General features: G+C 69.9%; 24 protein-coding genes and 3 pseudogenes. 10 read left to right on the forward strand and 17 right to left on the reverse strand.

The annotated features are described in order from the left end of the window. Positions 1-55 precede the first annotated feature (55 nt). The 5 genes and pseudogenes from mmsA to ACF07V_RS34910 form a co-directional block, all read right to left on the reverse strand. Positions 56-1,588 (reverse strand): annotated as a pseudogene (mmsA, locus tag ACF07V_RS34890) (multiple monosaccharide ABC transporter ATP-binding protein); the annotation flags it as partial. Between the two features lie 16 nt (positions 1,589-1,604). After that, a complete protein-coding gene (gene chvE, locus ACF07V_RS34895; RefSeq protein WP_392159687.1) occupies positions 1,605-2,714 on the reverse strand; it encodes a multiple monosaccharide ABC transporter substrate-binding protein in 1,110 nt (369 codons plus the stop codon). 5 nt (positions 2,715-2,719) lie between these two features. Next, on the reverse strand, positions 2,720-3,703 hold the full coding sequence (locus ACF07V_RS34900; RefSeq protein ID WP_392159688.1) for a hypothetical protein: 984 nt from the start codon (positions 3,701-3,703) through the stop codon (positions 2,720-2,722). Positions 3,704-3,868: 165 nt separating this feature from the next. After that, positions 3,869-4,897 carry a zinc-binding dehydrogenase gene (locus tag ACF07V_RS34905; RefSeq protein WP_392159689.1) on the reverse strand — a complete coding sequence of 343 codons (1,029 nt, stop codon included), beginning with the start codon at positions 4,895-4,897 and terminating at the stop codon, positions 3,869-3,871. Continuing rightward, on the reverse strand, positions 4,894-6,057 hold the full coding sequence (locus tag ACF07V_RS34910; RefSeq protein WP_392159690.1) for a mandelate racemase/muconate lactonizing enzyme family protein: 1,164 nt from the start codon (positions 6,055-6,057) through the stop codon (positions 4,894-4,896). Before ACF07V_RS34910 ends, ACF07V_RS34905 begins: the two co-directional genes overlap by 4 nt. Before the next feature lie 313 nt (positions 6,058-6,370). Here ACF07V_RS34910 and ACF07V_RS34915 point away from each other — a divergent pair, with 313 nt between their 5' ends. Further along, on the forward strand, positions 6,371-7,468 hold the full coding sequence (locus ACF07V_RS34915) for a hypothetical protein (RefSeq protein WP_392159691.1): 1,098 nt from the start codon (positions 6,371-6,373) through the stop codon (positions 7,466-7,468). A gap of 114 nt (positions 7,469-7,582) precedes the next feature. On the opposite strand, the gene ACF07V_RS34920 is transcribed toward ACF07V_RS34915, so the two are convergent. Beyond that, positions 7,583-8,035, reverse strand: coding sequence for a YbhB/YbcL family Raf kinase inhibitor-like protein (locus ACF07V_RS34920; protein WP_392159692.1), 453 nt, complete (start codon positions 8,033-8,035; stop codon positions 7,583-7,585). Positions 8,036-8,145: 110 nt separating this feature from the next. On the opposite strand from ACF07V_RS34920, the gene ACF07V_RS34925 reads away from it, so the two are divergent. Then, positions 8,146-8,676: a nucleoside-triphosphatase gene (locus ACF07V_RS34925; RefSeq protein ID WP_392159693.1), complete on the forward strand. Its 531-nt coding sequence runs from the start codon at positions 8,146-8,148 to the stop codon at positions 8,674-8,676. A 206-nt stretch (positions 8,677-8,882) separates the two neighbouring features. Continuing rightward, the gene (locus tag ACF07V_RS34930) at positions 8,883-9,653 is read left to right on the forward strand and encodes a hypothetical protein (protein ID WP_392159694.1); all 771 of its coding nucleotides are present in this window, start codon (positions 8,883-8,885) and stop codon (positions 9,651-9,653) included. A gap of 101 nt (positions 9,654-9,754) precedes the next feature. Here ACF07V_RS34930 and ACF07V_RS34935 read toward each other — a convergent pair whose 3' ends face one another. Beyond that, a complete protein-coding gene (locus ACF07V_RS34935; protein ID WP_392159695.1) occupies positions 9,755-10,444 on the reverse strand; it encodes a TetR/AcrR family transcriptional regulator in 690 nt (229 codons plus the stop codon). Between the two features lie 98 nt (positions 10,445-10,542). On the opposite strand from ACF07V_RS34935, the gene ACF07V_RS34940 reads away from it, so the two are divergent. The 3 genes from ACF07V_RS34940 (at position 10,543) to ACF07V_RS34950 (ending at position 13,685) form a co-directional block, all read left to right on the forward strand. Then, positions 10,543-11,142, forward strand: coding sequence for a hypothetical protein (locus ACF07V_RS34940; protein ID WP_392159696.1), 600 nt, complete (start codon positions 10,543-10,545; stop codon positions 11,140-11,142). Further along, the gene (locus ACF07V_RS34945; RefSeq protein WP_392159697.1) at positions 11,139-12,098 is read left to right on the forward strand and encodes an NAD-dependent epimerase/dehydratase family protein; all 960 of its coding nucleotides are present in this window, start codon (positions 11,139-11,141) and stop codon (positions 12,096-12,098) included. The genes ACF07V_RS34940 and ACF07V_RS34945 overlap by 4 nt, the downstream gene beginning before the upstream one ends. A gap of 216 nt (positions 12,099-12,314) precedes the next feature. Beyond that, positions 12,315-13,685 (forward strand): HEAT repeat domain-containing protein, encoded by a 1,371-nt coding sequence (locus ACF07V_RS34950; RefSeq protein WP_392159698.1) that lies wholly within the window; start codon positions 12,315-12,317, stop codon positions 13,683-13,685. A gap of 108 nt (positions 13,686-13,793) precedes the next feature. On the opposite strand, the gene ACF07V_RS34955 is transcribed toward ACF07V_RS34950, so the two are convergent. Next, entirely contained in the window at positions 13,794-13,997 is a 204-nt protein-coding gene (locus ACF07V_RS34955; RefSeq protein ID WP_147981444.1) for a cold-shock protein, read from the reverse strand. Positions 13,998-14,518: 521 nt separating this feature from the next. Between ACF07V_RS34955 and ACF07V_RS34960 the strand changes: the two are divergent. After that, a pseudogene (locus ACF07V_RS34960) lies at positions 14,519-15,268 on the forward strand (IS5 family transposase); the annotation flags it as partial. A 21-nt stretch (positions 15,269-15,289) separates the two neighbouring features. Here ACF07V_RS34960 and ACF07V_RS34965 read toward each other — a convergent pair. From ACF07V_RS34965 to ACF07V_RS34985, 5 genes are all read right to left on the reverse strand, one after another. After that, on the reverse strand, positions 15,290-15,544 hold the full coding sequence (locus ACF07V_RS34965; RefSeq protein ID WP_392159699.1) for a hypothetical protein: 255 nt from the start codon (positions 15,542-15,544) through the stop codon (positions 15,290-15,292). A gap of 2 nt (positions 15,545-15,546) precedes the next feature. Beyond that, a complete protein-coding gene (locus ACF07V_RS34970; protein ID WP_392159700.1) occupies positions 15,547-15,999 on the reverse strand; it encodes a hypothetical protein in 453 nt (150 codons plus the stop codon). A 265-nt stretch (positions 16,000-16,264) separates the two neighbouring features. Continuing rightward, positions 16,265-16,771: a hypothetical protein gene (locus ACF07V_RS34975; protein WP_392159701.1), complete on the reverse strand. Its 507-nt coding sequence runs from the start codon at positions 16,769-16,771 to the stop codon at positions 16,265-16,267. A 263-nt stretch (positions 16,772-17,034) separates the two neighbouring features. Beyond that, the gene (locus ACF07V_RS34980) at positions 17,035-17,445 is read right to left on the reverse strand and encodes an SRPBCC domain-containing protein (RefSeq protein WP_392159702.1); all 411 of its coding nucleotides are present in this window, start codon (positions 17,443-17,445) and stop codon (positions 17,035-17,037) included. Then, positions 17,417-17,755 carry an ArsR/SmtB family transcription factor gene (locus ACF07V_RS34985; RefSeq protein ID WP_392159703.1) on the reverse strand — a complete coding sequence of 113 codons (339 nt, stop codon included), beginning with the start codon at positions 17,753-17,755 and terminating at the stop codon, positions 17,417-17,419. Before ACF07V_RS34985 ends, ACF07V_RS34980 begins: the two co-directional genes overlap by 29 nt. A 560-nt stretch (positions 17,756-18,315) precedes the next feature. On the opposite strand from ACF07V_RS34985, the gene ACF07V_RS34990 reads away from it, so the two are divergent. Both ACF07V_RS34990 and ACF07V_RS34995 read left to right on the forward strand, forming a co-directional pair. Next, positions 18,316-18,726, forward strand: a complete 411-nt coding sequence (locus ACF07V_RS34990) for a PPOX class F420-dependent oxidoreductase (RefSeq protein ID WP_392159704.1) — start codon at positions 18,316-18,318, stop codon at positions 18,724-18,726. A 72-nt stretch (positions 18,727-18,798) separates the two neighbouring features. Further along, positions 18,799-19,094, forward strand: a pseudogene (locus tag ACF07V_RS34995) (IS5/IS1182 family transposase); the annotation flags it as partial. Positions 19,095-19,118: 24 nt separating this feature from the next. Here the strand turns inward: ACF07V_RS34995 and ACF07V_RS35000 are convergent. Continuing rightward, positions 19,119-19,709, reverse strand: coding sequence for a DinB family protein (locus ACF07V_RS35000; RefSeq protein ID WP_392159705.1), 591 nt, complete (start codon positions 19,707-19,709; stop codon positions 19,119-19,121). Between the two features lie 217 nt (positions 19,710-19,926). Further along, on the reverse strand, positions 19,927-20,220 hold the full coding sequence (locus tag ACF07V_RS35005; RefSeq protein ID WP_392159706.1) for a hypothetical protein: 294 nt from the start codon (positions 20,218-20,220) through the stop codon (positions 19,927-19,929). Positions 20,221-20,839: 619 nt separating this feature from the next. Between ACF07V_RS35005 and ACF07V_RS35010 the strand changes: the two genes are divergently transcribed. After that, entirely contained in the window at positions 20,840-21,961 is a 1,122-nt protein-coding gene (locus ACF07V_RS35010; RefSeq protein ID WP_392159707.1) for a hypothetical protein, read from the forward strand. Between the two features lie 106 nt (positions 21,962-22,067). Here the strand turns inward: ACF07V_RS35010 and ACF07V_RS35015 are convergent, their stop codons facing one another. Both ACF07V_RS35015 and ACF07V_RS35020 read right to left on the reverse strand, forming a co-directional pair. Beyond that, complete coding sequence (locus ACF07V_RS35015; protein ID WP_392159708.1) at positions 22,068-22,301, reverse strand: hypothetical protein; 234 nt, start codon at positions 22,299-22,301, stop codon at positions 22,068-22,070. A 115-nt stretch (positions 22,302-22,416) separates the two neighbouring features. Next, entirely contained in the window at positions 22,417-24,375 is a 1,959-nt protein-coding gene (locus ACF07V_RS35020; RefSeq protein WP_392159709.1) for a DUF6528 family protein, read from the reverse strand. Between the last annotated feature and the right edge of the window lie 63 nt (positions 24,376-24,438).

Consider the following 24,438-nt stretch of genomic DNA (forward strand, 5'->3'; position numbering starts at 1 on the left):
GCAGGAGCACGTCCGTGTCCCCCTCGGTCATGTGGCGCGGGAACACGTCCGTGTCTTCCTCGGTCATGAGGCGCATCAGCACGTCCTGCGTCGCCTCCGAGCGGGGTACCTCTCCGGTGAGCCGGCCCGCGGCCATGGTGTAGATCCGGTCGCACATGCCGAGCAGTTCGGGCAGTTCGGAGGAGATGATGACCACCGCCTTCCCCTCGGCGGCCAGTCGGTCGATCACCGTGTAGATCTCGTACTTGGCGCCGACGTCGATGCCCCGGGTCGGCTCGTCGAGGATCAGCACGTCCGGACCCGCGAAGATCCACTTGCTGAGGACGACCTTCTGCTGGTTGCCGCCGGAGAGCCGGCCCACCGGCTCGAACACCGTCGGCGCCTTGATGTTCATAGAGGTACGGAACTCTTCGGCGACCCGCCGCTCCTCGTGGGCGTCGACGACGCCCCTCCGGGCGACGTTGGTGAGGGCGCTCAGCGAGATGTTCCTGCTGATGGTGTCCAGGAGGTTGAGCCCGTAGTGCTTGCGGTCCTCGGTGACGTAGGCGATGCCGTGCGCGACCGCCTCCGGGACGGACCGGGTGCGGATCTCGCGCCCGTCCTTGAGAACCGTGCCGCCCGCGTACCGGCCGTACGAGCGCCCGAAGACGCTCATCGCGAGCTCGGTGCGGCCGGCGCCCATGAGGCCGGCGATGCCGACGATCTCGCCGCGCCGGACGGAGAGCGTGACCCCGTCGACGACCTTGCGCTGCTGGTCGATCGGATGGCGGACGGTCCAGTCGCGGATCTCCAGGGCCGGCGTCGGGCCGGACTCCCCGGTGTACGGGGTGCGGTCGGGGAACCGGTGGTCGAGGTCCCGGCCGATCATGCCGCTGATGATCCGGTCCTCGTCGGTGGCCGGGTCGGCGACGTCCAGGGTCTCGACGGTCCGGCCGTCGCGCAGGATCGTCACCGAGTCGGCCACCCGCCGGATCTCGCCCAGCTTGTGCGAGATGATGATCGAGGTGACGCCCTGGTCCTTCAACTCCAGGATCAGGTCGAGGAGTTTGCCGCTGTCCTCGTCGTTGAGCGCGGCGGTCGGCTCGTCCAGTACGAGCAGCTTCACCTCCTTCGAGAGCGCCTTGGCGATCTCCACGAGCTGCTGCTTGCCGACCCCGATGTCCGCGACGCGGGTCTGTGGGTGTTCGTCGAGGCCGACCCGGCGCATGAGCCGGGCCGCCTCCTTCAGCGTCTCGTTCCAGCTGACGATCCCGCGCGAGGCCCGTTCGTTGCCGAGGAAGATGTTCTCGGCGATGGACAGGTACGGCACGAGCGCCAGTTCCTGGTGGATGATCACGATGCCCTGCCGCTCGCTCGCCCGGATGTCCCGGAAGCGGCAGGTGTCCCCCTCGAAGAGGATGTCCCCCTCGTAACTGCCGTGCGGGTGCACGCCGGAGAGGACCTTCATCAGGGTCGACTTGCCGGCGCCGTTCTCGCCGCAGAGGGCGTGGACCTCGCCCCGGCGGACCGTCAGCATGACGTCCGACAGCGCCCGGACTCCGGGAAAGGCCTTGCCGATCGAACGCATCTCCAGGACGGGTCCGTTCATGGTCGCCTCCTCCCGGCTACTTCAGGTCCGCGGCGGTGTAGTAGCCGCCGCCGACCAACACCTGCTCGTAGTTGGTCTTGTCGACGCTCACCGGCTGGAGCAGGTAGGCGGGGACGACCTTGCTGCCGTTGTCGTACGTCTTGTCGTCGTTGACCTCGGGCTTCTTGTCGTGCAGCACCGCGTCCACCATGTTCGCGGCGACCTTCGCCAGCTCCCGGGTGTCCTTGTAGACGGTCTGGGTCTGCTCGCCCGCGATGATCGACTTCACCGAGGCGAGTTCGGCGTCCTGGCCGGTGACCACCGGCAGCGGCTTGGTCTTCGAGCCGTAGTCGTCGGACTTGAGCGCGGAGAGGATGCCGATGGATATGCCGTCGTACGGGGAGAGCACCGCATCGACCCGCTCGGTCTTGTACGCGGAGGTGAGGATGTCGTCCATCCGCTTCTGCGCGGCGCCGCCGTCCCAGCGCAGGGTGGTGACCTGGTTGAGCGCCGTCTGACCCGAGCCGACCACCAGCTGCTTCTTGTCGATGTAGGGGTTGAGCACGCTCATCGCGCCGTTGAAGAAGTACTTGGTGTTGTTGTCGTCGTTGGAGCCGGCGAACAGCTCGATGCGGAAGGGGCCCTTCTTCGAGCCGTCCTTCAGGCCCAGCTTCTCGACCATGTACGTGGCCTGGAGCTTGCCGACCTTCTCGTTGTCGAAGGAGGCGTAGTAGTCCACGTTCTTCGAGCCGAGGATCAGCCGGTCGTAGGCGATGACCGGGATGTCGGCGTCGGCGGCCTGCTGGAGGACGTTGTTCAGGGACTTGTTGTCGATGGCGGCGACGACGAGGGCCTTCACGCCCTGCGTGATCAGGTTCTCGATCTGGGCGACCTGCTGGTCCGGGTCGTCCTCGCCGAAGACCAGCTTGGTCTTGTACCCCTTCGCCTCCAGGTTCTTGACGACGTTCTTGCCGTCGGCGATCCACCGCTCGGAGGACTGGGTCGGCATCGCGATGCCGATGGTGGCGCCCTCGGCACCACCCGAGGTGTCCTTGCCCCCGCCCTCGGCGCTCTGCCCGCAGGCGGCGAGCACCAGGGAGGCGGTCACGGCCAGGGCGCCGGTCACTGCGGCTCTGCGATTGCGCATGGTCATCAGTCCTCGTTCTTCTCGTCGTTGAGATCGAAACGGTTCAGGGGCCCCGGCAGCCGGGAGCCGAGCGGCGCCATCGCGCCGTCCGCGCCGTGCCGGGCGAGCAGGTCGAGAGCGAGGCGGCCGCGCCGCACCCGCTCCCGGGCGGTGTCGAGGGCGAGGGTCCGCAGATGGGTGCCGTACGGATAGATCCCGGGCGCCTTCGAGAGGCCGAACTTCAGATAGATCGGTGCGCCGCGCCGGATCAGCTCGGCGACCTCGTACATCCGCACATAGCCGCCGAGATCGTCGGGGGCCTCGATGTACATGTCCATGGGGGCCGCGGACACCCGCCGGATGCCGGTGAGGTGATCGAGGGTCAGATCGCTCGGCACGTTGATCGAATCGGCGCCCAGCCGCTCGTACACCGCGTACGAGGCGGGGTTGACCGGACCGATCAGGGCGGAGACCTTCAGGGTGGTGTCGGCCGCGATGACGCCCAGGGTCCTGGCCCGGTGCAGCGTCCACAGCACACCCTCGTCGGCGACGAGCAGACACTTCACGCCCAACTCCGTGGCGCGTACGGCGTCTTCGACGCACCCGGCGACGGCGTCATGGCCGCGTGCCCGCAGCCCGGCCCCCCGCGAGTCGGTGCGCACGGAGCCGCCGATGTCCCAGGTGCCGCGCGGGCCGGTGAACAGACAGAGCTCGACGGCACGTTCGCCGGTCGCGGCGACCATCTCGGTGATCTCGGCATCGGTCAGCATCCACACGCCGCTGCCCTGGCTGATCCGGTGCACCGGCACGTCGAGCCGCTCGGCCTCCGCCAGGGCCACGGCCAGCGCCTCGGGCCCCTCGCAGGAAGGGATCTCGGTGCGCCAGCGGCCCCCGCCGGGAAAGGTGTGCGGCGAGGCGTCGGCAGGGTCCGGGGCGGGCGCTCCCAGGCCGAGTGCGGCGAGCGCCTGTTCGGCGGGCCTTCGGGCGGTCGGGGCGGAGGTGTCGGTCACAGACTGTCCTTCGTGTTCGAAATATCGGACATGGTTCGGAGCTGTGGGCGTAAGAACGGTCGGCGGCTCGAGGCCTGCGGTTCACTGATGGCGGCCGGCGACTCAAGGCGACCGGTTCACTGATCACGGTCGGCGGCTCAAGGCCACCGGTTCAGTGATCACGGCTTACGGTTTACGGCCTCCGGATTGCGGCCGCAGCAGCACCTTGCCGACCTTCGGGTCACCGGCCCCCACGAGCTCCATGGCCTGCCCGAACTCGGACAGCGGCAGCTCGTGCGTGACCAGCGGCAGCGGGTCGAGCAGCCCGGCCGCGAACAGGCGCGTGGCGTGCACCCAGGCAGCCGGCGGGGCGCCAAACACGGTGTGCACGGTCAGCTGCCGGACGACCAGGGCGGTGGGGTCGAGCCCCTCGGCGCCGGGCGCCGGGATGCCGGTCAGGACCAGGCGCCCTCCGCGCCGCAGCAGCCCGGCGGCGGTGCGGGCGGCGTCGGCGGAGCCGGCGGCCTCGATCACCACGTCGAGGTCGTCCGGGAGCTCCTGGTCGCGGGTGCGGAAGTCGGTGGCGCCGAGTCGCCGGGCGAGCCGCTCCCGCTCGGCCCCCACGCCGACGACGAGCAGCCGTGCGGGGGAGGCCGCCGCGAGGAACCGCACGGCGAGCAGGCCGAGGGTGCCGGTACCGACCACCGCGACCCGCTCACCGGGCCGGGCGCCCGCCCTGAGCACCGCCGCCGCCACGCAGGCCGCGGGCTCCAGGAGGGCGGCCGCGGTCAGGTCGGCGTCGTCCGGCAGGACGTGCAGCAGCCGGGCCGGGAGGGTGAGCGTGGGGGCCATGGCGCCGGGCCGGGTGAAGCCGGTCTCCTCGTACCCGGCGGTGCACAGGGTCGTGTCGCCCGCGTGGCAGCGGTCGCAGACCTGACAGTTGCGGAAGCCCTCCCCCACCACCTTGCGCCCCGCCAGCGACCCGGGCACGCCTGCGCCGACCCGCTCGACGGTCCCGGACCACTCGTGGCCGGGGACCAGCGGGTAGCGGACGTACCCCTCCGGCCGGGTGCCCTGATAGACCTCGCGGTCACTGCCGCACACGCCGACCGCGTGCACCGCCACCAGCGCCTCGCCCGGGCCGGGCTCGCGCGGCACGTGCGGGACGAGCCTGAACGCGCCCGGCTCGTCGACGACGAGGGCTTCGCCGCTCACCGGGTCCCCCGGGGCCGGCGCCGCTCCCAGCCCTCCGACCACAGGTCGAACCGGGCCTGCTGCTGGGGGAACTCGGCGACCGCGTCCACGTCGAGCTCGACACCGAGGCCGGGCGCCTCGGAGAGGTGGAAGCAGCCCGTCTCCGAGTCCACCTGCGGAGCCCCCTTGACGACCTTCTTGATCTCGGCGTCCGCGAAGTCGTTGAAGTGCTCCAGGACCTTGAAGTTCGGGGTGGTGAAGCCGACTTGGAGGGAGGCGGCGGTGAGGACCGGGCCGCCGACGTTGTGCGGGGCGACCATCATGTAGTGGGTCTCGGCGGTGGCGGCCAGCTTGCGGGTCTCCCAGATGCCGCCGATGTGGCCGACGTCCGGCTGGAGGATGTCCGCGGCCTGGTTCTCGAACAGTTCGCGGAACTCGATCCGGTCGTGGATCCGCTCGCCGGTGGCGATCGGCATGTCCACCTTGTCGGCGACCTTCTTCAGGGCCTTGAGGTTCTCCGGCGGCACCGGTTCCTCCAGCCAGGCCGGCCGGAAGGGCGCGAGTTCGTGGGCCAGGCGGACCGCGGTGGCGGGAGAGAAGCGGCCGTGCATCTCCAGCATCAGCTCGGTGTCGGGGCCGATGGCGTCCCGTACGGCCTCGACGAGCGAGACCGCGTACCGGCTCTCGGTGTGGCCGAGCTCGTAGTGACCGTTGCCGAAGGGGTCGATCTTCAGGGCCCGGTAGCCGCGCTCGACCACTCCCCGGGCGGCTTTGTGGTACGCCTCCGGAGTGCGTTCGGTCGTGTACCACCCGTTCGCGTAGGCCTTCACGCGGTCGGTGACCTTTCCGCCGAGCAGCTGCCAGACCGGGACGCCCAGCGCCTTGCCCTTGATGTCCCAGCAGGCCATCTCCACGACCGCGATCCCGGACATCACGATCTCCCCGGCCCGGCCGAAGTCCCCGTACTTCATGCGCCGTACGAGATCCTCGACGGCGAACGGGTCCGAGCCGCGGACATGGTTGATCTCGGCCTCGCGCAGATAGCCGAGGAGCGCGTCGGTGTGCCCCAGCATCCGGGTCTCACCGACCCCGGTGAGCCCCTCGTCGGTGTGGACCTGGACATAGGTCAGGTTGCGCCACGGTGTTCCGACTACGTGCGTGCTGATTCCCGTGATCCGCACAGCGGTTGACTCCCTGCTGTTCGAGATTTCGTCATGCGTTCGAAATTCTGGCGTGACAGTAGGGAGGGCGCACGGGGGCCGTCAAGGGGTCGTACGAGACCGGTGTACGGGACGGGCGAAGGGGCCGTACGGGTCGGGGTCGCGTCGGGGTCGGAACCGGGCCCGGACCTGCCGAGGGCGACCCGCCGCGCCGGCGATCCGGCGGCCGGGTTCCGCCGCCACCACCGTTCTGCGCTCGTCCGGCTCCGTCGCCCTCCGGGCCAGGCATCATCGAAGGTGAGGAGAGCATCGGCACCATCGACGAGGAGTGGCGATGAGGCTGTCGTTCCTTGAGCCCCTCTACGCAGAGCCGGGCCCGTACGTCTCCGTCTACCTGGACACCTCCCGGAACATCGAGCATCCCGAGCGGGCGATCGCGCTGCGCTGGGGACGGCTGCGCGAGAGCCTGTCCCGCCAGGGCGCGGACCGGGGGCTGCTGAACGTACTGGATGAGGTGGTCGGCACCGACACCGAGGTGCCGGGGGTACATGGACAGACCCTCTTCGCCGCCCACGACACGCTCGTCCTGAACGGGGAGCTGCCCTGGCCCCCCGAGCACGACTCCGCGCGCTACAGCACCCTGCCGGACGCGATGCCCCTCGTCACCCAGCACGTGCCGGAGATCCCCTACATGGCCGTGGTCGTCCATTACGGCGGCCTGCCGACCGCCGAGACGCACGGCTGGGTGACGCTGGAGGCGGAGACCGGCACGTGGCCCGTGTCCACGGTCACCCCGGGTGAGCGCCTGCATCGCAGGGTCGCGGTGGCGACCTGGCACCGCACCGCGCTCCGGCTCGGCCACCGGCTGGACGAGCGGGCACGGCGCGCCCATGCCGACGCGGTTGTCGTGGGCGGCGACGAATGGGCGTGCAACGTACTGATCCGCCGCCTGCCGCACACCCTTCGGGACAAGGTCGTACGCGTGGGCGGCCGGACCCCCACCGACACCGGACGCGCCTTGCTGGAGCCGCAGCTCGACGCCGTCTTCCGCGGCCACATGGCCGCGCACGACCGGGAACTCGTGGACGTCTTCATCGGTCGGCGCGCCCTGGACGGGCCGATGACGGAAGGCCTTGCCCCCACCGTGGCCGCCCTCCAGCGCGGCCAGGTGGCGGCCCTGCTGCTGAACCGCCCGCCCGCGTCCTCGCTGCGGCTCTGGACAGGGTCGCAGCCCACGCAGCTCGCCCTCAGCGAGGCTGAGCTCACGTCCTTCGGCGTGCGGGCCCCGCGCGAGGAACGCGCCGACGAGGCTCTCGTCAGGGCCCTCGTCGGCACTGGTGCCGAGCTGGTCGTCGTACCGGAGAGCGAGCTGAGCCTGCACGAGGGTGTGGGCGCCCTGCTCCGGTACACCGACCCCGGGACGCCGTCCTGACGCCGGACACCGACCCCGGTACCCCGTTCTGACCCCGGTACACCGACACCGGGACCCGTCCTCCATCCACCGGAGGCCAGGACCGACACGACCGACCAGCAGACAGTGACGTACTCAGCGCTGATAGGTCCCGACCAGAGTGCCCGAGGCCAGCTCCCTGCCCTTCACGGCACGGTGTACGTCCTCGACGCCCGGGTGTTCGTGCAGCGGCAGCGGCTCGGACAGGGCGTACAGGCGGAAGAAGTAGCGGTGCGTCCCGTGACCCGGCGGAGGCATCGGCCCTCCCCATCCGGCCCGCCCGAATCCGTTGGGCCAAGCCCGTCCGCCCTGGGGCGTCTCGCCCTCCGCCACCCCCGTGGTTCCCGGATCGATGCCGGTCACGAGCCAGTGCAGGAAGGTCGTCCCGGGCGCGTCCGGGTCCTCGCAGAGGAGCACCAGCTCCGTGGCCTCCTGGGGCACTCGCGACCAGGTCAGGGGCGGTGAAACGTTCGCTCCCTCCCCGCTGTGGCGACGGGGGATCTCCGTCTTGTCGTCGAACGCGGTGCTGCTGAGTTCAATTCCGCTCATGCGCGCCGCCCTACCCGCGCGAGACGGCGTCGGCACGGGTCCGGGCAGAAACCCCCTCGTTCGGCCGAGCCCACCCGGATCGCCCTCGGAGGCGGGGGGAGAATGGCGGTGTGCCGACAAGGATCCTTATCGAGGGCCGCCCCGGCGCGGGCAAGACCACTGCCGTTCGCCGGCTGGCCGAGCTGCTGCCCACCCGCCCGGTCACCGGCTTCACCACCGAGGAGATCCGGGTGTCCGGCACCCGGGTCGGCTTCGCCCTGGAGACCCTGGCGGGCCGACGCGAGGTGCTCGCCCATGTCGACCTTCCGGGTCCTCCGAGGGTGGGGAAGTACGGCGTCGACCCGGGGGTCATGGAACGGCTGGCGCTGCCGTCGCTGCGGGAGACGGCGACCCCGGGGCGGCTGGTGCTCGTCGACGAGTTGGGGCGGATGGAGCTGGCGTTCGGCGCGTTCCGGGATGTGGTCGATGCCCTCTTCGTCGCAGAGGTCGATGTCGTTGCCACAGTCCCTGCGCACCACGATCCGTTCACGGACGCCCTCAAGCAGCGTGCCGACGTCGAGGTCGTCCACCTCACCGCGGCAAACCGGGACGCCCTGCCCGCGGAGCTCGCGGCCCGGCTGCAGCGGCCCGGAACTCGTTGAACCTGCGGGACGACGCCCGGCTGTCAGCGGCAGCCGCCGACGCCCTTCGCACCCTTGAAAAGCTTGAAGCCCAGCAGCCGAGGCCACTCGCGATCACCGCCCGGCCCGAGCAGGAACCCGTGCACCCGGTCCGCTCGTCATGTCCATGGGAGTTGCCGAAGAACCAACGCCCTTTCGCTCTTCACCACCGAGGTTCGAGGAGATCCATGGTCGACACCGTCAACTCACTGGCCGCCCGTGTTCACGAAGTGCTCGTGGAGATCCTGACCAAGGGTCCCGCCGTGGCGGGCACCGCGGGTCTCCAGAACGTCGTCGCGCGCGCCACGGCGCTCGGGCCCGACGGCACGTGGCTCGTGGCCGCGGGCCACGCGAGCCTCGGCGGCCTGGCCAGTGCGCACGGACAGACGGAACAGGCCCTCTTCCACCTCGACGCCGCGGTGGCAGCCGGCTACAACGACTGCGTGGCGCTCCACGTGGCGCCCATGCGTGCGCTGCATCACGATCCCCGCTTCCGTGCCCTGTACGAGCGGATGCGCGTCACCCAGGCCGACCTCGACGAGTTCCTCTGGCTGCACCAGGAAATGCAGATCATGTTGCAGGACGCCCAGCAAGCGAGCGTCGACAACATCGGCCGCCTCGACACGGGGGTGTCGCCGCTCCCCCAGGCCCCGCTGCCGACCCGCGAACCGAACACCCCCGGCGTCCTGATCACCCGCATCGAACTCGCCGCGGTCCAGACCGCACTCCAACGGGTCGTCATGAAGGCGGAGTTCCAGCGGAGCTCCGGCAATACCAGCCTCAGCCTCATCGACGACACGTGGGACTACGACCGCGCCAGGCGCGACGCCTGCGACGCCGACGAGCTGGACTCCCGGCGCCAGCGGGCCGCCGAGGCCCGGGCCTTCGTCGCACGCCCCCGCGCCGGCACCACACTCACCCCCTGCCCGCCGCTGGGCTCGATCACCTACCCGGGCTGAGGAGGGCCGCACGGACGCGGCGGCCGGTGAGGTCTCCTCGCCGGCCGCCGTCCGCTTCTCGCGCACCGCCCCCTTGCCGTCCCGTACGCCGGAGGGGAGCGTCAGTCCTTCGCCCGCCCGGCGATGCCGTCGAGGACCCGGTCGAGCCCCCACGCGTACTGCTCGTCGGAGACGAACCGAGCGATCGTGTCCCGCGCCTCGGCCGTACGGGGGTACTGGTCGGCGGGCACGGCGCGGAGCTGCTCCCGGCGGGTCGCGACCCGCTCGACGACCGGCGGGGGCGGTGCGGGCGAGGGGAGTTCGGCGGCCTCCAGGGCGATCGCCCCGAGGACCTGGACGATCAGCAGGTACGAGGCACGTGCCGCCTCCGTCGGGTCGAGACCGGCATCCGCGAGGACCATGAGGAGGGCTTCGCCGAGCGCGAGGGCGTGAGGGCCGTCCATCGGGCCGGAGAGCAGCAGGTGGACCGCGCCCGGGTGGGCGAGCAGACGGCGCCGCAGGTCGGCGGCGAGGGTGTGGATGCGGTCCCGCCAGGGCGTGTCGCGGGCGGTGAGGGCCCCGAGGTCCGTCTCGCCGAGCAGGTGCTCGACGACCGCGCGTACCACCGCGGCGCGGTCCGGGAAGTACGTGTAGACGGCGTTCGGCGCGAGTCCCAGCTCGGCGGCGATGCCCCGGATGCTCACCGCGTCGGCGCCCCGGGCGCCGAGCAGCCGCATGGCCGCCGCGACCACCGCGTCCTCGCCGACCGCCCTCTTCCTGCCCCGCTTCGCCGGCGGCGTGTCCTGTGCCATCCGTACGCCTCCTCGCCCGTCCTGACTCGACACCTTGACGAGTCATTTTTGCACGGCGTACATTAATTGCACAGCGTACAGAAATTGGAGGTGATCCCATGCGTGTCTCCCTGCGCGGCGCCGGACGCGCCGCCTTGCGTGCCTGGATCCGATGGACGGCCGGTTTCCTGGCGTTCCCGATCGCCGGACTCGCGGGCCGCGCGGCGGCCGGACCGGTGGACGGTGCGACGAGCGCCCTGGTGGGCGGGGTCGTGACGGGGGCGGTGATCGGTGCCGGGCAGGCGCTGCTCTCCTCCGGCCGGCTGAGCCCGCCGCGCTGGTCCGCGGCCACCGCGGCCGGCAGCGGACTCGGCCTCCTGCTCGGCGCCGCCCTGGTCGACTACCGGACCGATCTCGGCTCGCTGGCGCTGATGGGCGCCGTCGAGGGCGTCCTGATCGGCGTGGCCCAGGCCTGGGCCCTGCCGCACACCACCCGCCTGCCGTGGCTCTGGGCGGCTGCGATGCCGACCCTGTGGGCGGCAGGCTGGACGGTGACCACCCTCGCCGGCGTCGGGGTGGACGCACGGTTCACCGTCTTCGGCGCGACCGGCGCCCTCACCTTCTCCGCCCTCTCCGGCGTCCTGCTCCACAGACTCCTGCCCACCACCGCCCCCGGCCGGACCACCGGCTCCGACTCCCTCCGCGAGGTCGACGCATGAAGCACACCACCCCACCCCGTCACGTGGTCTTCGGCTCCGGCGCCGTGGGCACGGCCATCGCCGAGGCGCTGGTGCGCCGGGGGGAGACCGTCCGCGTCGTCAACCGGTCCGGCCGCGCGGACGTCCCCGACGGTGTCGAGGTCGTCGCCGGCGACGCCGCCGACCCCGCTTTCACCACCGCCGTCGCGGCCGGCTCGGGCGTCGTCTACCAGGCGCTCAACCCGCCGTACCACCGCTGGCAGCAGGAGTTCCCCGCGCTCCAGGCCGGTGTGCTCGCCGCGGCCGAGGCGGCCGGGGCCCGCATGGTCTCGATGGACAACGTGTACAGCTACGGGCCGCCCGGAGGCCGCCCGTTCACCGAGGAGACCCCCGACGCCGCCACCACCCGCAAGGGCCGGCTCCGGGGCCGGATGGCCCGGGACCTGCTCGACGCGCACAAGGCCGGGCGCGTGGAGGTCGCGATCGGCCGCGCCTCCGACTACTTCGGGCCGCGCGGCGGCGCCCAGTCCAACCTCGGCGACCTGGTCTTCCCGGCCCTCCTCGCCGGGAAGACCGCGACCGTCCTCGGAGACCCGGACCAGCCGCACACGTACACGTTCATCCCCGACATCGGCGAAGCGCTCGCCCTCCTCGGCCGGCACCCCGACGCCCCGGGCCGCATCTGGCACCTCCCGAACGACCCGCACACCCGCACCACCCGCGAGCTCGTCGACCTGGCCCACCACGCCACCGGCCGCACCGGCACCGCCCGCCTGCGCCGGATGCCGACGTTCGCCCTGTACGCGATGGGCGCGGTCAACCGCACGGTGCGGGAACTCATCGAGATGCAGTACGAGTTCGCCGAGCCGTTCGTCGTCGACTCGAGCCTCATCCAGGACCGGCTCGGCGCCGTCGCCACCCCGGTCGAGGAGGCGCTGGAGCGGACGGTGGCGGCGTACCGGGCCCGCGGCAAGTGAGCAGCCGCAGAGATTCCGCCGACCAGCTGACTCAGGTGCCGCAGGTGCCGCAGGTGCCGCAGGTGCCGCAGGTGCCGCAGGTGCCGCAGGTGCCGCAGGTGCCGCAGGTGCCGCAGGCGACTCAGGTGCCGCAGGCGACTCAGGTGCCGCAGGCGACTCAGGTACCTCAGGTGACTCAGGCGACTCACTGTCAGCGCCCCCGATTAGGGTGCCGCCATGGATACGGAACTGTTGACCGAGTCCCTCTCGGGGTCCTGGGACCTCACCCGTTCGGCGCGTGACGCGCTCGTGGAGCAGGGAGAGGCTGTCGTCGGGGCGGTGCTGGAGGTGCTCTGCGACGAGCAGTCCCCCGTCGACTGGACGGTCTCGGCAGACGTGCTGTGCCGGATCGGGGAACCCGCTCTCCTGCCCTTGGCACAGGCGACCGCAGCCGCGGACTCGCCCGAGATCGCGAGGAGGGCCGGATGGGCGCTGGGTCGGCTCAAGGTCGACGATCCGGCGGTCTACGAACCACTGCTGAAGCATGCGCACCCGCGGGTTCGGAGCGAGGCACTCTTCGCCTTCCAGACCCGCGGTGAAGCGGCGGTGCGTTTCGTCGACCAACTTGTCCCCTTGCTGGGCGACCCGGACCCGGAGGTCCGGCGGCGAGCGGTCTGGGCATTCCAGGCCGTCGGCACCGCCGGTGTGCCCGTCCTGCGCCGGGTTCGCCGCCGGCCCGCAGCCGGACCCAGGGTGCGCGCCGGCGCGCTCGAGGCCCTCGCGGCGATCTCGGGCCCCGACGGTCTCGACGCCGGGGACCAGGACGCCTGGCGTCGGCTGACGAGGATGAAACTGCTGACCGAGGTCCCGGAGGGCATGCACCTGTGCGGGTCCTGGTACGCGGTGTCGACCACCGACCAGGACGCCGTGCTCGAGGCCTTCGATCTCGGCAGCCCACAGCCGGTCACCCTCCGGACCGGCGCGGCGGCCTGGAACCAGGATCACCACGACGGGGACCGGACCCATCCGCACGCCGCCTGTTCCCGCGTCTTCGTCAGTCCCGCCCTCGACGGCTGGACGCTCGTCTTCGGCGACTCCTCCCAGGACACCCACCGCATCGAGGACGCGGACGACGAGGACGAGGCCCTCCCCCTCGTCGTGAGAGAACGCTGCACCGAGCTCAGCCGTCGCTTCGGATCCGCCCAGTGGTACGGAATGAGCTGCGGCGACGGCTGGACCGCCTGGTGCATCGCCGAAGACGGAGAGGTGGTACGTCACTACGACACGGACGACGCCGAGGAGAACGGCGACGACGAGCCCCCGCACCCGGCCGAAGCCGGCTACCTCCTCCCGCACGAGGACGGCTTCCCCGAGGACGCGTTCGACGACGTGAGCCCCACGGACTCCGACGCGTTCACCACCCGGTACGAGCAGGTCAAGGAAGAGCTCGGGATCCCCGACACCTGCTACGCCAACGACATCGCGGCACGGTTGTCGGTCGACCCCGGAGCCCTGGGAGCACACACGAAGACCTCGGGCCGGGGGGTCCTCGCCCTCACCGCCTGCGGCCGCGAACACGGCCACCCCGCCGGAGCGCTGCCCGTGTAACGGGCCCGGCTGTCACGGGAGCGGGTGCGGAGCTGAAGAGACCGCGGCACCGGGCAGGCCGACGGCGCCTCCACAGGATGGAGGCGCCGCCGAAAGTGAGAACCGGGCTCAGCCGCGGATGATGTTCTCTGCCTGCGGGCCCTTCTGGCCCTGGGTGATGTCGAACGTCACCGTCTCGCCCTCGGTCAGTTCGCGGTATCCGTTTCCGGAAATGTTGGAGTAGTGAGCGAAGACGTCCGGTCCGCCTCCGTCCTGGGCGATGAAGCCGAAGCCCTTCTCGGAGTTGAACCACTTCACGGTGCCGCTGGCCATGCTCGTCCTTCTGGTCAATTCAGTGGTGGCCCGGATTCGAGCCACCCCGGGCGTCCCCTTCGGACGCCCGAACCAGTCCTCCCCGGACGGGCGCGTACTTACACCCAATCACCAGATCTTGTTCGGATTCCATGCCCGCCGGTAACAAGTCGAAGGCGGGTTCGAGCAAGGGTCGTCGGGATGCAGTTCGGCGAGCCGATGCGCAGGCGCCGCTCGGCGCCAAGCCCGAATGGGGAGGGTGGCGCACCTCCACCACAGCCCAGGGCCTCCCCAACGGCATGCGCACCGCTCACCCACGCCCCCTGAGGCCGAGCCCAACCACGGACTCCCCCAGCCACCGGCACTCTCAGTGACGAACAACTACTCTGAGGCGTCGACCCAACGTCCGGACTTGAGCCACGGGTGATGCTCAACAGCAGGGGCCGCCGTCCAGTACGGCTTCCTGCTGCAGGACCACACCACCGCACGCCTGTACGTCGCCGCGCCCGGCGCGCCGCGGGCCCCATCGGGCTCGACGTCCCCCTCCACGACCGCGACGACCGCGTACGTGTCGGCGACACCGCCCTCCTGGCCGGCCGTCGGCGGGCGGGGATCGTGAGTCCTGGCCGCGATCGTCTTCGTGGCCACGTCGGGCTGCACATGGCGGCAGGTGCCGCCACTCTTCGGGCCGGCCTGGCCGACGGTCTACCGACGCTTTGCCCGTTGGAGCAAGGAGCGGGTCTGGCCCCGTCTTCATCGGGCCATCCTGGACGAGCTCGGGGCCCAGGGAAACGTGGACTGGTCGCGTTTCGCCATCGACTCGGTGAGCATCCGCGCCCTCGAAGGGGGCTGCTGACCGGACGGAATCCGACCGATCGCGGCAAGAACGGATCGAGGATCCACCTCATCACCGATCGGTCCGGGCTGCCCGTTGCGGTCGGCATCTCCGCGGCCAACACCCACGGCAGTCTTGCTCTCCAGCCCCTCGTAGCGTCGATACCTCCGATCCGCAGCCGTCGCGGCCCCCGCCGCAAACGGCCCGACAAACTCCACGGCGACAAGGGATACGACTACCTCCCCTGCGGTGGTGGCTCCGCTTCCGCGACGTCACTCCATGGATCGCCCGCCCGGGCATCGAGTCCTCCGGGCGGCTCGGACGCCACCGATGGGCCATCGAGCGGACCGTGTCCTGGCTCGCCGGTTGCCGCCGGCTCCACCGACGCTACAAACGCAAGCCGGAACACTTCCTCGCCTTCACCGCCATCGCCACCACCCGCAGCAAGTACCGATGACTCACGAAATGAAGCGACGTTTCAATCGGAGTCGCCGACGGTTGTCCGCGCGGAGCTCGAGGCCACGATGTCGATGGCGATACGCAGAGAAGTCTCTTGCCAACCGAGCAACGCGCGAGTGATCGCGATCGACTGGAGCATGCTCATGCCGCGTTCAGCCAGCAGATCCTGAACGGCTTCCATCCCTTCGCCCGCAAGGACGGGCCGGCATTGCTCAACGAGTGCAGTCCAGCGTGCCGCGTCCTCGGGCCGCAGCCCGCCTACATGGTTGAACATGGCTAGACCTGCCTTTCTGGACTGGCGTGAGCGATGGTCCAGGCCTGCTCGCCGTGCCGTGCGGCGTGGGTGCGGAAGTCGAAGAAGCCCAGACCATCGATCTTGCACTCGGTGTTGATCTCTTCGAGCGTCCAGCAGTGGTCGGAGTAGTCGTCGATGGCGACGCCGCCGGCTTCGAGGACGTGTGACAAGAGGGCGCGGATCTCGGCAGTACCGTCGATGTGGCTGGAGACGCTGACCAGCAGGGCCCAGGTCGGGCGGTCGCCGAGCGCGGAGTCCAGCAGGCGTATGTCCTCGGGAGTCCAGCCGACGTACAGGTGATCGCCCTGCTCATCCATGAAGTCGATGAAGAGCTTCCCGTCCGACCAATACCCGTCCTTGCCGGGCATCAGCCGGTCGAGCCGTGCGGCTGTCGCGGTCGACTCTCCACCGGGGAACACATAAACACTGCGCATGGGCGGAGCGTAAAGGGCAGCGCAGGCTGCGACCAGGAAGTTTCGGCCCAGTCATGGGCTGCCTTCGTCGATGGTGGCAGTGCGAGCGGCGACTTCGCTGAATGACGGCTGCCGAGGTTCGCCGTTGAGAGACATCACCGCCGACTGCCGCCGGCTCCACCCCCGCTACGAACGCAAGCCAGAACGCCCCTCGGTCTACCGACGACTCACCACGTGAGACGACATCTCATACCCCCGCCGGCGTCTACGACTTCGAGCTCCTGGGTCAGTGGTCGAATGCATCGAGGTGCCGTCGCAGGAGGCCACTGATGTCTTCGCGGCTCCCCGTGGCCGGCAGCGGCAAGGTCGTGTCCTCGCCGTTCGCCATGGCGAGGCTGCTAGTAAAGCGCACAAGGTTCGGTGCTGGGACGAAGGAGTCACGCAACCAGACGGCGAAGACACCGGCTTCATCCGCTGTCACGTCCGTAAGGGTGATGTAGGCGTAGTCCGGCTCGGTGATGGCAGCCGTACCGTCCACCCACACGTCGGGCGACGGCTCGATCTCGAAGTCCAGCACGGCCATCGCGTGGAGGCCTGATCTCCGGTGCGCGGTCACGGAATCGAGGAACGCCTCCCGCAACGCCCGCTCCAGGGTCTGCAACGTGGCGTGCCAAGCGCCGCCGTCCCCCTCTGGGGGACAGAAGGCGAAGTTGGTCCGGATGTTCCTTCCCGCCGCCATGGTCTCCCTTGCACTCCCGACTCCGCCGGCGTGGCGGACGATGGGGACGAGCATGCCGCCCGGCGGAGTACACGGTGAGGGAGGGAACCGCTGGGGGGGGGTGGACCGACTCGCCAAGCTCTGGCACTCCGCACGGCCGAGCAGCAGGGCCATGCGGGGCTGGCTGGCTGGCTGGCTGGGGCATCGCTCCAGGTCGCTCGCGCCACACGGCACAGCCGCAAATTCACGGTCTGGTGATCGACGCACCTTGTCAGGCGGGCGGTGGCCGCAGCCGATTCCTCCCGTGCTGCCGGGGTCGGCGCGCGGCAAGGCCGGAGTCAGACGGTCTCGGCCAGGACGGAGTCGAGGCGGTCCAGGACGTGGGGCCAGCCCTTGCCCATGCCGTCGTAGGCCTGGCGGCCCATCGGGGAATCGAGGTCGAACCCCGCGTGGGTGAGAACGAGGCGGGTGCCTTCGCCTTCCGGCTGGAGCGTCCAGGTGATGGTGGTGTCGAGGGTGCCCTCGGCGAATCGGTAGGCCAGCAGGCGCTGCTCGTCAGCCGCGGTCACCTCACAGGGCTGACTTCCGAAGTTGCCCATGTCGAGGGTGAAGCGGTGCCCGACGACGGGCTTGATGTCGCCTGCGGCCCACCAACGGGCGTGGAGGTCGGGATCGGTCAGGGCCTTCCACACCGCTGCGGGCGGGTGGGGCAGGAACTTCTCACAGGTGATCGTGTTGTTCTCGGTCATCTTTCGTTTCCTCGTCCAGGAGATCGGCCAGCGCGTCCAGGCGCTGCCTCCAGTAGTGCTCGAACGGGTGCAGCCACTCGCTCACCTCGGCCAGCCGCGCCGGTTGCAGGCGGTAGATACGGTGCCGACCGCGGCGCTCCTCGAGTACGAGACCGGCAGTGCGGAGGACCGCCAGGTGCTCGGAGACCGCCGGCCGTCCGAGCTCGAACATCCCGGCCAGCTCGCCCGTGGAGCGAGGCCCCTCACGCAGCTGCTCCAGCAGCCGGCGACGCACCGGGTTCGCCAGCACGCTGAACACGTCGGTAGGCATGACGAAACAATACGTCGGAACTTTCCGACGCGTCAACAATCTCCGACGGGTCAGCTGGGCTCCTCCCCCACTCGCACAGGAAGCCGCGACCTCGGGCGCCGGGAGCACCCGGGCTCGACACCGACGGTGAGCGTCGCGCGGAGACCGCCCCCGAGGAAGGCGAGGGAGCGCGGGCCCTTTCTTTCGCGTCGGACGGCGGGGCACCGGCAACCGAGGACGAGCGGCTTGAGGGCGAGGCTGTCGAGCACGTTCGCGCCGGACACGACGAAGGCGAGCGGGTGTCCCGAACATCGGACAGCACGTGCAGCTTGCCGCCTTCTTGCCGCGGTCGACCGGACTCGGCCGGTCAGCGATCCCCCTTTGGCACGAACGGAGGCCGCGTCGACGCTCGCCGAGATCCGGTCCACCTCGCCCCGGGCCCCGAAATCGTCCCCACCGCCCGGCGCAGCCGACGCCGCAGGCCGGCGTTCGCGAGCTTGGCCGGTAGGGGTGTCCAGCGTGCGCGTCGCCACCTGATATCTCGGTCGACGCCGGCTGACGGCCTGGCTAGGGTCGCGGGCGTGACGACCAAGTTGAACGATGCCGCCCGCAGTCTTCTTGACGATGTGAATCCCGCGGTGCTGGCCACCGTGAACCCCGATGGCAGCCCGCAGACCTCGGTGGTCTGGGTCGCCCGGGACGGCGATGACCTGCTCCTCTCTTCGGCCGCCGGCCGCCGCAAGGTCACCAACGTGGAGCGCGACGCGCGGGTCAGCCTGACGGTCTACGACCGGGCCGACCCGCTGCGATACCTGGAGGTACGCGGTACCGCGACGGTCGTCGAGGACCTGGGCCGGACGCTGGCCGTCGCACTGGCCGAGCAGTACGAGGGGCCCGGCGCGGGCGAGGAGTACCTGGAACTGCCGCCGGAGGTGGTGCGGGTGGTCGTCAGGATCACCCCGCAGCGACTGGTCGGCACCTTCGCCGACTGAGTGATCGTTTCAAAGCGAGTTGAGCCCGCGACCTCGCGCCTGTCGATCCAGGTCGGCAGGCTGTCCGGGTGGCTCACAGCCTGGCGTCGACTGCGGGACTGGGCCGAGGTCGGCGTCCGGCCCCGCCTGCACTCCGCCCTGCCGGCCGAGTTGCGGCAGGGCGGACCTTCTGGACCCGGATGACTGCGCTGTCGACGGCTCACATGTCCGGGCCTTAAAGGGGATCATGTCGCCCCTCGCCCATCGATCGGGCCCGGCCCGGTTCCCAGCACCATGCGACCCTCGACCGGCACGGCACCCCGCTGGTCGTCACTCGCGACTACCGCCTGTCCGGCAGCAGTATCTGCCTCATCTCCGCCGCCCCGCCGCCTCAGAACTTCCTTCTGAAACGATCAGTAAGCCTTGGTCCGTGCGGCAGCCGACTTTGCGGCCTGCTCGACCTTCGCGCGGTAGGCGGCACGGGCTTCCTCGTCGATCGGCTTCTCGTGTTCGGGGCGCACCCCGGTCCGGCCGTCGACGCTCTCGCGCAGGATGTCGGCGTGCCCGGCATGCCGGATGGACTCGCCGAGGACGTGGACCAGGATGGCGAACAGGTTCGTGTCGGCATGGGGCTCAGGCCACCACGGCACGTGGCCGGGGGCGTCGAGGGGAAGCTCGTTGATCGTCGCGTCCGAGTGTTCCCACGTGCGCCGGTAGAACCCGATGATCTGATCGCGGGTCTCGTCCTCGGCCGCCCACTGATCGCTGCCGTCGTAGTCCTGCCACCGGGACAGCGGTTCCGGGGAAGGGCGGTCGAAGACCTCGCCGAAGTACCTGGCCTCGACGGTGGCCAGGTGTTTGACCAGACCGAGGAGGTTGGTCCCGGTCGCTGTCAGAGGTCGGCGGGCGTCGTACTCGGACAAGCCGTCGAGTTTCCAGAGCAGCGTCTCGCGGTCCCGCCGCAGTCTCCCGTGCAGGGTGTCCTTCGCGAATTCATCGATCATGCGGCTTGAGCCTGCCATGGACTGCTCATGGTCTCAAGATCCGGTACGTGGCCCGCAACGGCCGGCAGAGCCGCGGCGGCCTGGCCATGGCCGTGGCCCCGACCTCCTACAAGCAGCTCGCGAAACTTGCCTTCGCTCTCGGCCCACAGCGTGACGCTGCCCCGGACTTGGCGGGTCCGGGGCGAACGGAGAAGGTCAGGCGCAGCCTGAACCGTCCCTATCGGACGACGACGTTGTACGCCGGAATGATCACGGGCTGCACGTCGACGTGGCCGAGGTCCGCAAGGATCGGACCGAACGTCTTCGCGTGGGCTTCGAGGGCCTCCGCGCTCTCCCAGACCTCGGTCACGCGGAACCCGCCGTCAACGGGCCCCGCCGCGTGAGAAATGAGACCTGGATTGGACACGTCTGCGAAGCGCGTGAAGCCCTGCCCATCGGTCACACGGTCAATGACCGCGTCGTAAAGCTCCTGTCCGGCGCCAGGAAAGTCGAAGGTAACGATGATGGCCATGTGGATGCCCCTGCCTCGGTCCGCCGCGTGACTGCGGCACCCCGTGGATTCTAGCCGTAAGTAACCAGGTCAGTTCACAGAGTGACGGAAGCCGCCGGGTCCTTGGCAGTACGGCCCCTGCCCCATTGGCGCCGGGCCTCCGCTTTCCAAGCGTTCGAACCGCTCCGGCAGGTCCCACGCGAGTGCACCCCACCCCCGCAGCCGCAGGGCAGCTCATGCGCGCTTGCCCGGCCCTCTGCGACGAGCAGGATGCGCTCCACGTGGCCCCTGCGGACCCCGGGCCACTCGCCCGAAAAGTGGCCCCAGCAGCCCGCGGGCCACTCGCCCGAAAATGGGCCCCAGCAGCCCGCGGGCCACTCGCCCGAGAATGGGCCCCAGCTGACCCCGGGGCCACTCGCCCCAAAACAGGTGGTCACCCGACGTCGGGGCCCGCTACGGTCCTGCTGTGGCCGTCGTAGCGATCTCTCGCCGATTTACCGGCCCCCCGGCCCCCGAAGGGCGCCGCAGGGGTCGGACTTCGCCGCGTCTCCGGAGCTGAGCCGGCCGACCCCAACGAGCGGTCAAACCCAGGGGCTGGGGGGCGTGAAACCCCGTCACTGCTCTTGGCCAGGAGGCCGCCATGCCCGCTCGCCTTTCCGCTGAACAGCTCGCCCGTGACCTTTCCGTCCGCGACCTCACCGACCCGATCGCCGGACCCCACGCCCTCCAACTCATCCTCAACGACGCCGTCAACGCCCTGGCGAACCGATGGGGCTGCGAAGTCCGCTGGTGCCGCGGTGAGCGCACGGTCACGGTCGAGGACAACTACGACAACCTCGGCTACCGCCTCGACGACATCACCCGAGACACCCGTTACACCCGCTACGTCGACGACCGGACCATGCTGCGCAGCCACTCCAGCGCGCTGGTCCCGGCCGCGCTGCGCGCTCTGGCCGCGGCCCCTTCCGACGACGTGCTCCTGGTCTGCCCCGGACTGGTCTACCGTCGCGACAGCATCGACCGCCTGCACACCGGCACCCCTCACCAGCTCGACCTGTGGCGCGTCACGCGCCGCCCGGCCCCCATGTCCACGTCCGACCTCGACGAAATGGTCAGCACCCTCGTCGAAGGGGTCCTCCGGCGCGCTGAACACCGCCAGGAAGACCGTGTCCACCCGTACACCCTCTCGGGCCGACAGGTGGACGTGCAGCGCGACGGCGAGTGGATCGAGGTGGCCGAATGCGGTCTGGCGCACCCGCGTGTCCTGGAACGTGCCGGCCTCGACGCCTCGTGGAGCGGCCTCGCCCTGGGCATGGGGCTGGACCGGATGCTGATGCTGCTCAAGGGCATCCCGGACATCCGCATCCTGCGCTCAGCCGAACCCTCCGTGGCCGCGCAGATGACCGACCTCGCTCCGTACCGGCCGGTGTCCGCCATGCCTCCCGTCCGCCGCGACCTTTCCGTCGCCGTCGACCCCGACGACCTGGCCGAAGACCTCGGGGACCGGGTCCGCGACGCCCTGGGTGAGGACGCCGACTCCGTGGAGACGGTCGAGATCCTCACCCAGACGGCATGCGCGGATCTCCCGCCGCAGGCGCTGGAGCGGCTCGGGGCCCGGCCCGACCAGAAGAACGTTCTCCTGAAGGTGGTCCTTCGGCATCTGAACCGGACTCTCACCGACAGCGAGGCCAACAGACTGCGCGACCGCATCTATGCCGCCGTCCACCAAGGCAGCGCCCACCAGTGGGCGACAAGCAGCTGACGAGAGTTGCGGCCGGTGCCGCCCTGCACGAGGGGGCGGCACCGGCCACGTACGGCGAATACCGGACCGAATGATCACGTACGACACGCCGTGCGAGGAGTGGCCTCTACCGGCGGCGCAGAGAGCCGGGGCCACAACGAGTTGACCAGCTACCGGCCGGCGACAGCCGCATTCCACCGGCCCGTGCGACGACCAGCCTGTCGTCTTCGAAGCCGATTCGGTCACCGGCGGCCAGGAAGAGCGGGCTGTTCAGCTCGAAGGCATACCCGTCGTCGGTCTCGACATCATTCACCAGCACCAATCGCGAGGTGGGCGTGGCTCCGTCGGCTATCAGGCGCATGCCGAAATGGTTCCACGCAGCCTGAGGCCTCCTCCACCCGATTCGGCAGCTGACTGTCGGCCCAGAGCGTCAAGGACCAAGCCGGGTTGGCAACATAGCCCCATTCACATGGGTTTTACTGGTAGGAGGGCACTGCCCAAGTGGCCTTGTAGTGCTTACTGTTCTCCGACCAGCGGTACCTCTCCCGAGTGCCGTCCGGCTGGACGATCTCGATCCACGAGGTGTGGTAGTCCCGCTTCAGCACGTCCCCCTCGTAGTGGGTGTTGGCCAAGGGGCAGTCGTCCGCGCACGTGGTGGCCACCTTGCCGGTCACCGGGTCGTTGCCGATGCTCTTGACACCGATCTGCGTGTTGATCTCGGACTCGTGCAGGTAGTCGGTGCACCAGTGCTTGAGGCCGTCCTTCGCCGTGTCGACCTCGCCGTTCTCCTTGCGCAGCGTCTCCACGTGTTTCCGTACCGGCCACTTCGGCGAGACGGTGCCCGTGTAGCAGACTGCGCCACCGCTCTTGGAGAACTGCGTCACGCCGCCGTTGCCCGCCACCCAAAGACGGTCGGGATTGCCGTACACGGGCGTCAGGTCGTGCCCGTAGGCCGGAGCGCCCTTCAGGACCCCGTCGGGAGTCCTGTCGTCGGTCTGACGGGGCAGGTAGAAGGTGTCTTCGACCTTGAGTACTCCGCCGCTGACGCCGACCTTGAGCAGAGCGTGGCTGCCCAACGCCCACAGATGGCCGGTGGTCTTGTCGTAGACGACTTCGTGCGCTCCGGCGAACGGAAGCTCCGACACCGGCGTGTTCTGCCACGCCCCGGGCGTCCCGGCATTGCGGCTGTACAGGCGCAGACCCCCTCCGGCCACGCCCTTGATGGTGCGGCCGGCAAAGGCAGTCACGACGCTGCCGTCGGGAAGGAGTTCCACGCCGTGCAGGTCGCCGGGGGCGCCGACGTTGATGGCCCAGTGATACCCGGCCAGGGCGGGATAGGGAATGACGCCCACGAACCCGCTGCTGCCGTCGCCCGTGACGAGCACGGGTTTGCTGCCGTAGACGCCTCCGGGACGGAGCTTGTGGGAAGTTCCGCCCTTCCACGCGGCTCCATTGAGACTCGGGTCCTCGACGGAGTGGTACGCGTCGGGGAGCCACCTCTGATAGGGCTTGGAGTTCGGCCACACGGAAGGGTTGGCCGAATCGAGGAATTCCAGTGCTTCGGTCGCCACGGGATATCCGCCGGCGTACGGAGGCCCGTACTCGTTCCCGGCGATCAGCGGAGTGGCGCCGGGGTTGAACTCGACTTCCAACGTGGGGGCGAAGTAGGCCCGCGTGCAAGCGGCGTCATTCGCGGGGGTCGTCGGGTTCATGGAGCAGAAGTCCTTGTACCCGGTGGCGCCCGTCTCCGGGTTGGCGGCACCCTCATTGGTGCTGAGGCGAATGCCGTAGTTGGGCGTGGTCGTGCCCGGCCTCGTCCAAGCCGTCACCATGTCGGTGACGTCGATGCGCTGAAGTCCCCTGGAGTCGTCGGGTTGGTACCTGTCGGGGAGGTCGGGACATGCTTCAGGGTGGCCGTCGCCGAACCAGGTGCCGACGCCCTCTCCGACCGCGGGCTGGTTCGACCACTTGATCGTGTGTTCGTCCCAGGGCTCGACGACGCGATAGACGCCCATCCAGGGATTCGCGGTGCAGTCCGGTGCGGGTACGAACGAGTTGTACACCCGCAGATACGCCTTGGAGATGTTTGCGCCGGTGAGGCGGGAGACGTCGAAGCGCAGGAAACTGCGATATTTCGTCGCTCCGTTGTCCGGTGTTCCGACGTGGAGCAGGTGGCCCTGCGAATGGTCCGCCTCGTCGGTGCTGCTGATGTAAGTGTCCTGCAGACGCTTGATCAGGTTCCTGGGACCGGACTGGGCGAACGGCGAGACTGTTGCCGTCGACAGCGTCGACGCTGCCGCACTCGGAGCCGGATTCTCCGCGGTCTGAGCGACAGCGCCGGCAGGCGCCCCCAGCGAGACGGCAAGGAAGAGAGCACCCGCTAACGCTATGAGTCGGGAATTTCGCTTTCGCACTAATCCATGACGCTGACGCATCTCATATTCCCTCTCGTCGCTGAACTTCGCTGAACTTCGCTGAACTCTGACGATCCCCAAACT

The sequence above is a fragment of the Streptomyces sp. NPDC015661 genome, assembly GCF_043077765.1.
Taxonomy (GTDB): domain Bacteria; phylum Actinomycetota; class Actinomycetes; order Streptomycetales; family Streptomycetaceae; genus Streptomyces.

Excerpts from the sequence above, each read along its gene's own strand:
- chvE (WP_392159687.1), bottom strand. The coding sequence starts at position 2,714 with ATGCGCAATCGCAGAGCCGCAGTGACCGGCGCCCTGGCCGTGACCGCC.
- ACF07V_RS34915 (WP_392159691.1), top strand. The coding sequence starts at position 6,371 with ATGAGGCTGTCGTTCCTTGAGCCCCTCTACGCAGAGCCGGGCCCGTAC.
- ACF07V_RS34920 (WP_392159692.1), bottom strand. The coding sequence starts at position 8,035 with ATGAGCGGAATTGAACTCAGCAGCACCGCGTTCGACGACAAGACGGAG.
- ACF07V_RS34930 (WP_392159694.1), top strand. The coding sequence starts at position 8,883 with ATGGTCGACACCGTCAACTCACTGGCCGCCCGTGTTCACGAAGTGCTC.
- ACF07V_RS34935 (WP_392159695.1), bottom strand. The coding sequence starts at position 10,444 with ATGGCACAGGACACGCCGCCGGCGAAGCGGGGCAGGAAGAGGGCGGTC.
- ACF07V_RS34940 (WP_392159696.1), top strand. The coding sequence starts at position 10,543 with ATGCGTGTCTCCCTGCGCGGCGCCGGACGCGCCGCCTTGCGTGCCTGG.
- ACF07V_RS34945 (WP_392159697.1), top strand. The coding sequence starts at position 11,139 with ATGAAGCACACCACCCCACCCCGTCACGTGGTCTTCGGCTCCGGCGCC.
- ACF07V_RS34950 (WP_392159698.1), top strand. The coding sequence starts at position 12,315 with ATGGATACGGAACTGTTGACCGAGTCCCTCTCGGGGTCCTGGGACCTC.
- ACF07V_RS34955 (WP_147981444.1), bottom strand. The coding sequence starts at position 13,997 with ATGGCCAGCGGCACCGTGAAGTGGTTCAACTCCGAGAAGGGCTTCGGC.
- ACF07V_RS34965 (WP_392159699.1), bottom strand. The coding sequence starts at position 15,544 with ATGTTCAACCATGTAGGCGGGCTGCGGCCCGAGGACGCGGCACGCTGG.
- ACF07V_RS34970 (WP_392159700.1), bottom strand. The coding sequence starts at position 15,999 with ATGCGCAGTGTTTATGTGTTCCCCGGTGGAGAGTCGACCGCGACAGCC.
- ACF07V_RS34975 (WP_392159701.1), bottom strand. The coding sequence starts at position 16,771 with ATGCTCGTCCCCATCGTCCGCCACGCCGGCGGAGTCGGGAGTGCAAGG.
- ACF07V_RS34980 (WP_392159702.1), bottom strand. The coding sequence starts at position 17,445 with ATGACCGAGAACAACACGATCACCTGTGAGAAGTTCCTGCCCCACCCG.
- ACF07V_RS34985 (WP_392159703.1), bottom strand. The coding sequence starts at position 17,755 with ATGCCTACCGACGTGTTCAGCGTGCTGGCGAACCCGGTGCGTCGCCGG.
- ACF07V_RS35000 (WP_392159705.1), bottom strand. The coding sequence starts at position 19,709 with ATGATCGATGAATTCGCGAAGGACACCCTGCACGGGAGACTGCGGCGG.
- ACF07V_RS35005 (WP_392159706.1), bottom strand. The coding sequence starts at position 20,220 with ATGGCCATCATCGTTACCTTCGACTTTCCTGGCGCCGGACAGGAGCTT.
- ACF07V_RS35010 (WP_392159707.1), top strand. The coding sequence starts at position 20,840 with ATGCCCGCTCGCCTTTCCGCTGAACAGCTCGCCCGTGACCTTTCCGTC.
- ACF07V_RS35015 (WP_392159708.1), bottom strand. The coding sequence starts at position 22,301 with ATGCGCCTGATAGCCGACGGAGCCACGCCCACCTCGCGATTGGTGCTG.
- ACF07V_RS35020 (WP_392159709.1), bottom strand. The coding sequence starts at position 24,375 with ATGCGTCAGCGTCATGGATTAGTGCGAAAGCGAAATTCCCGACTCATA.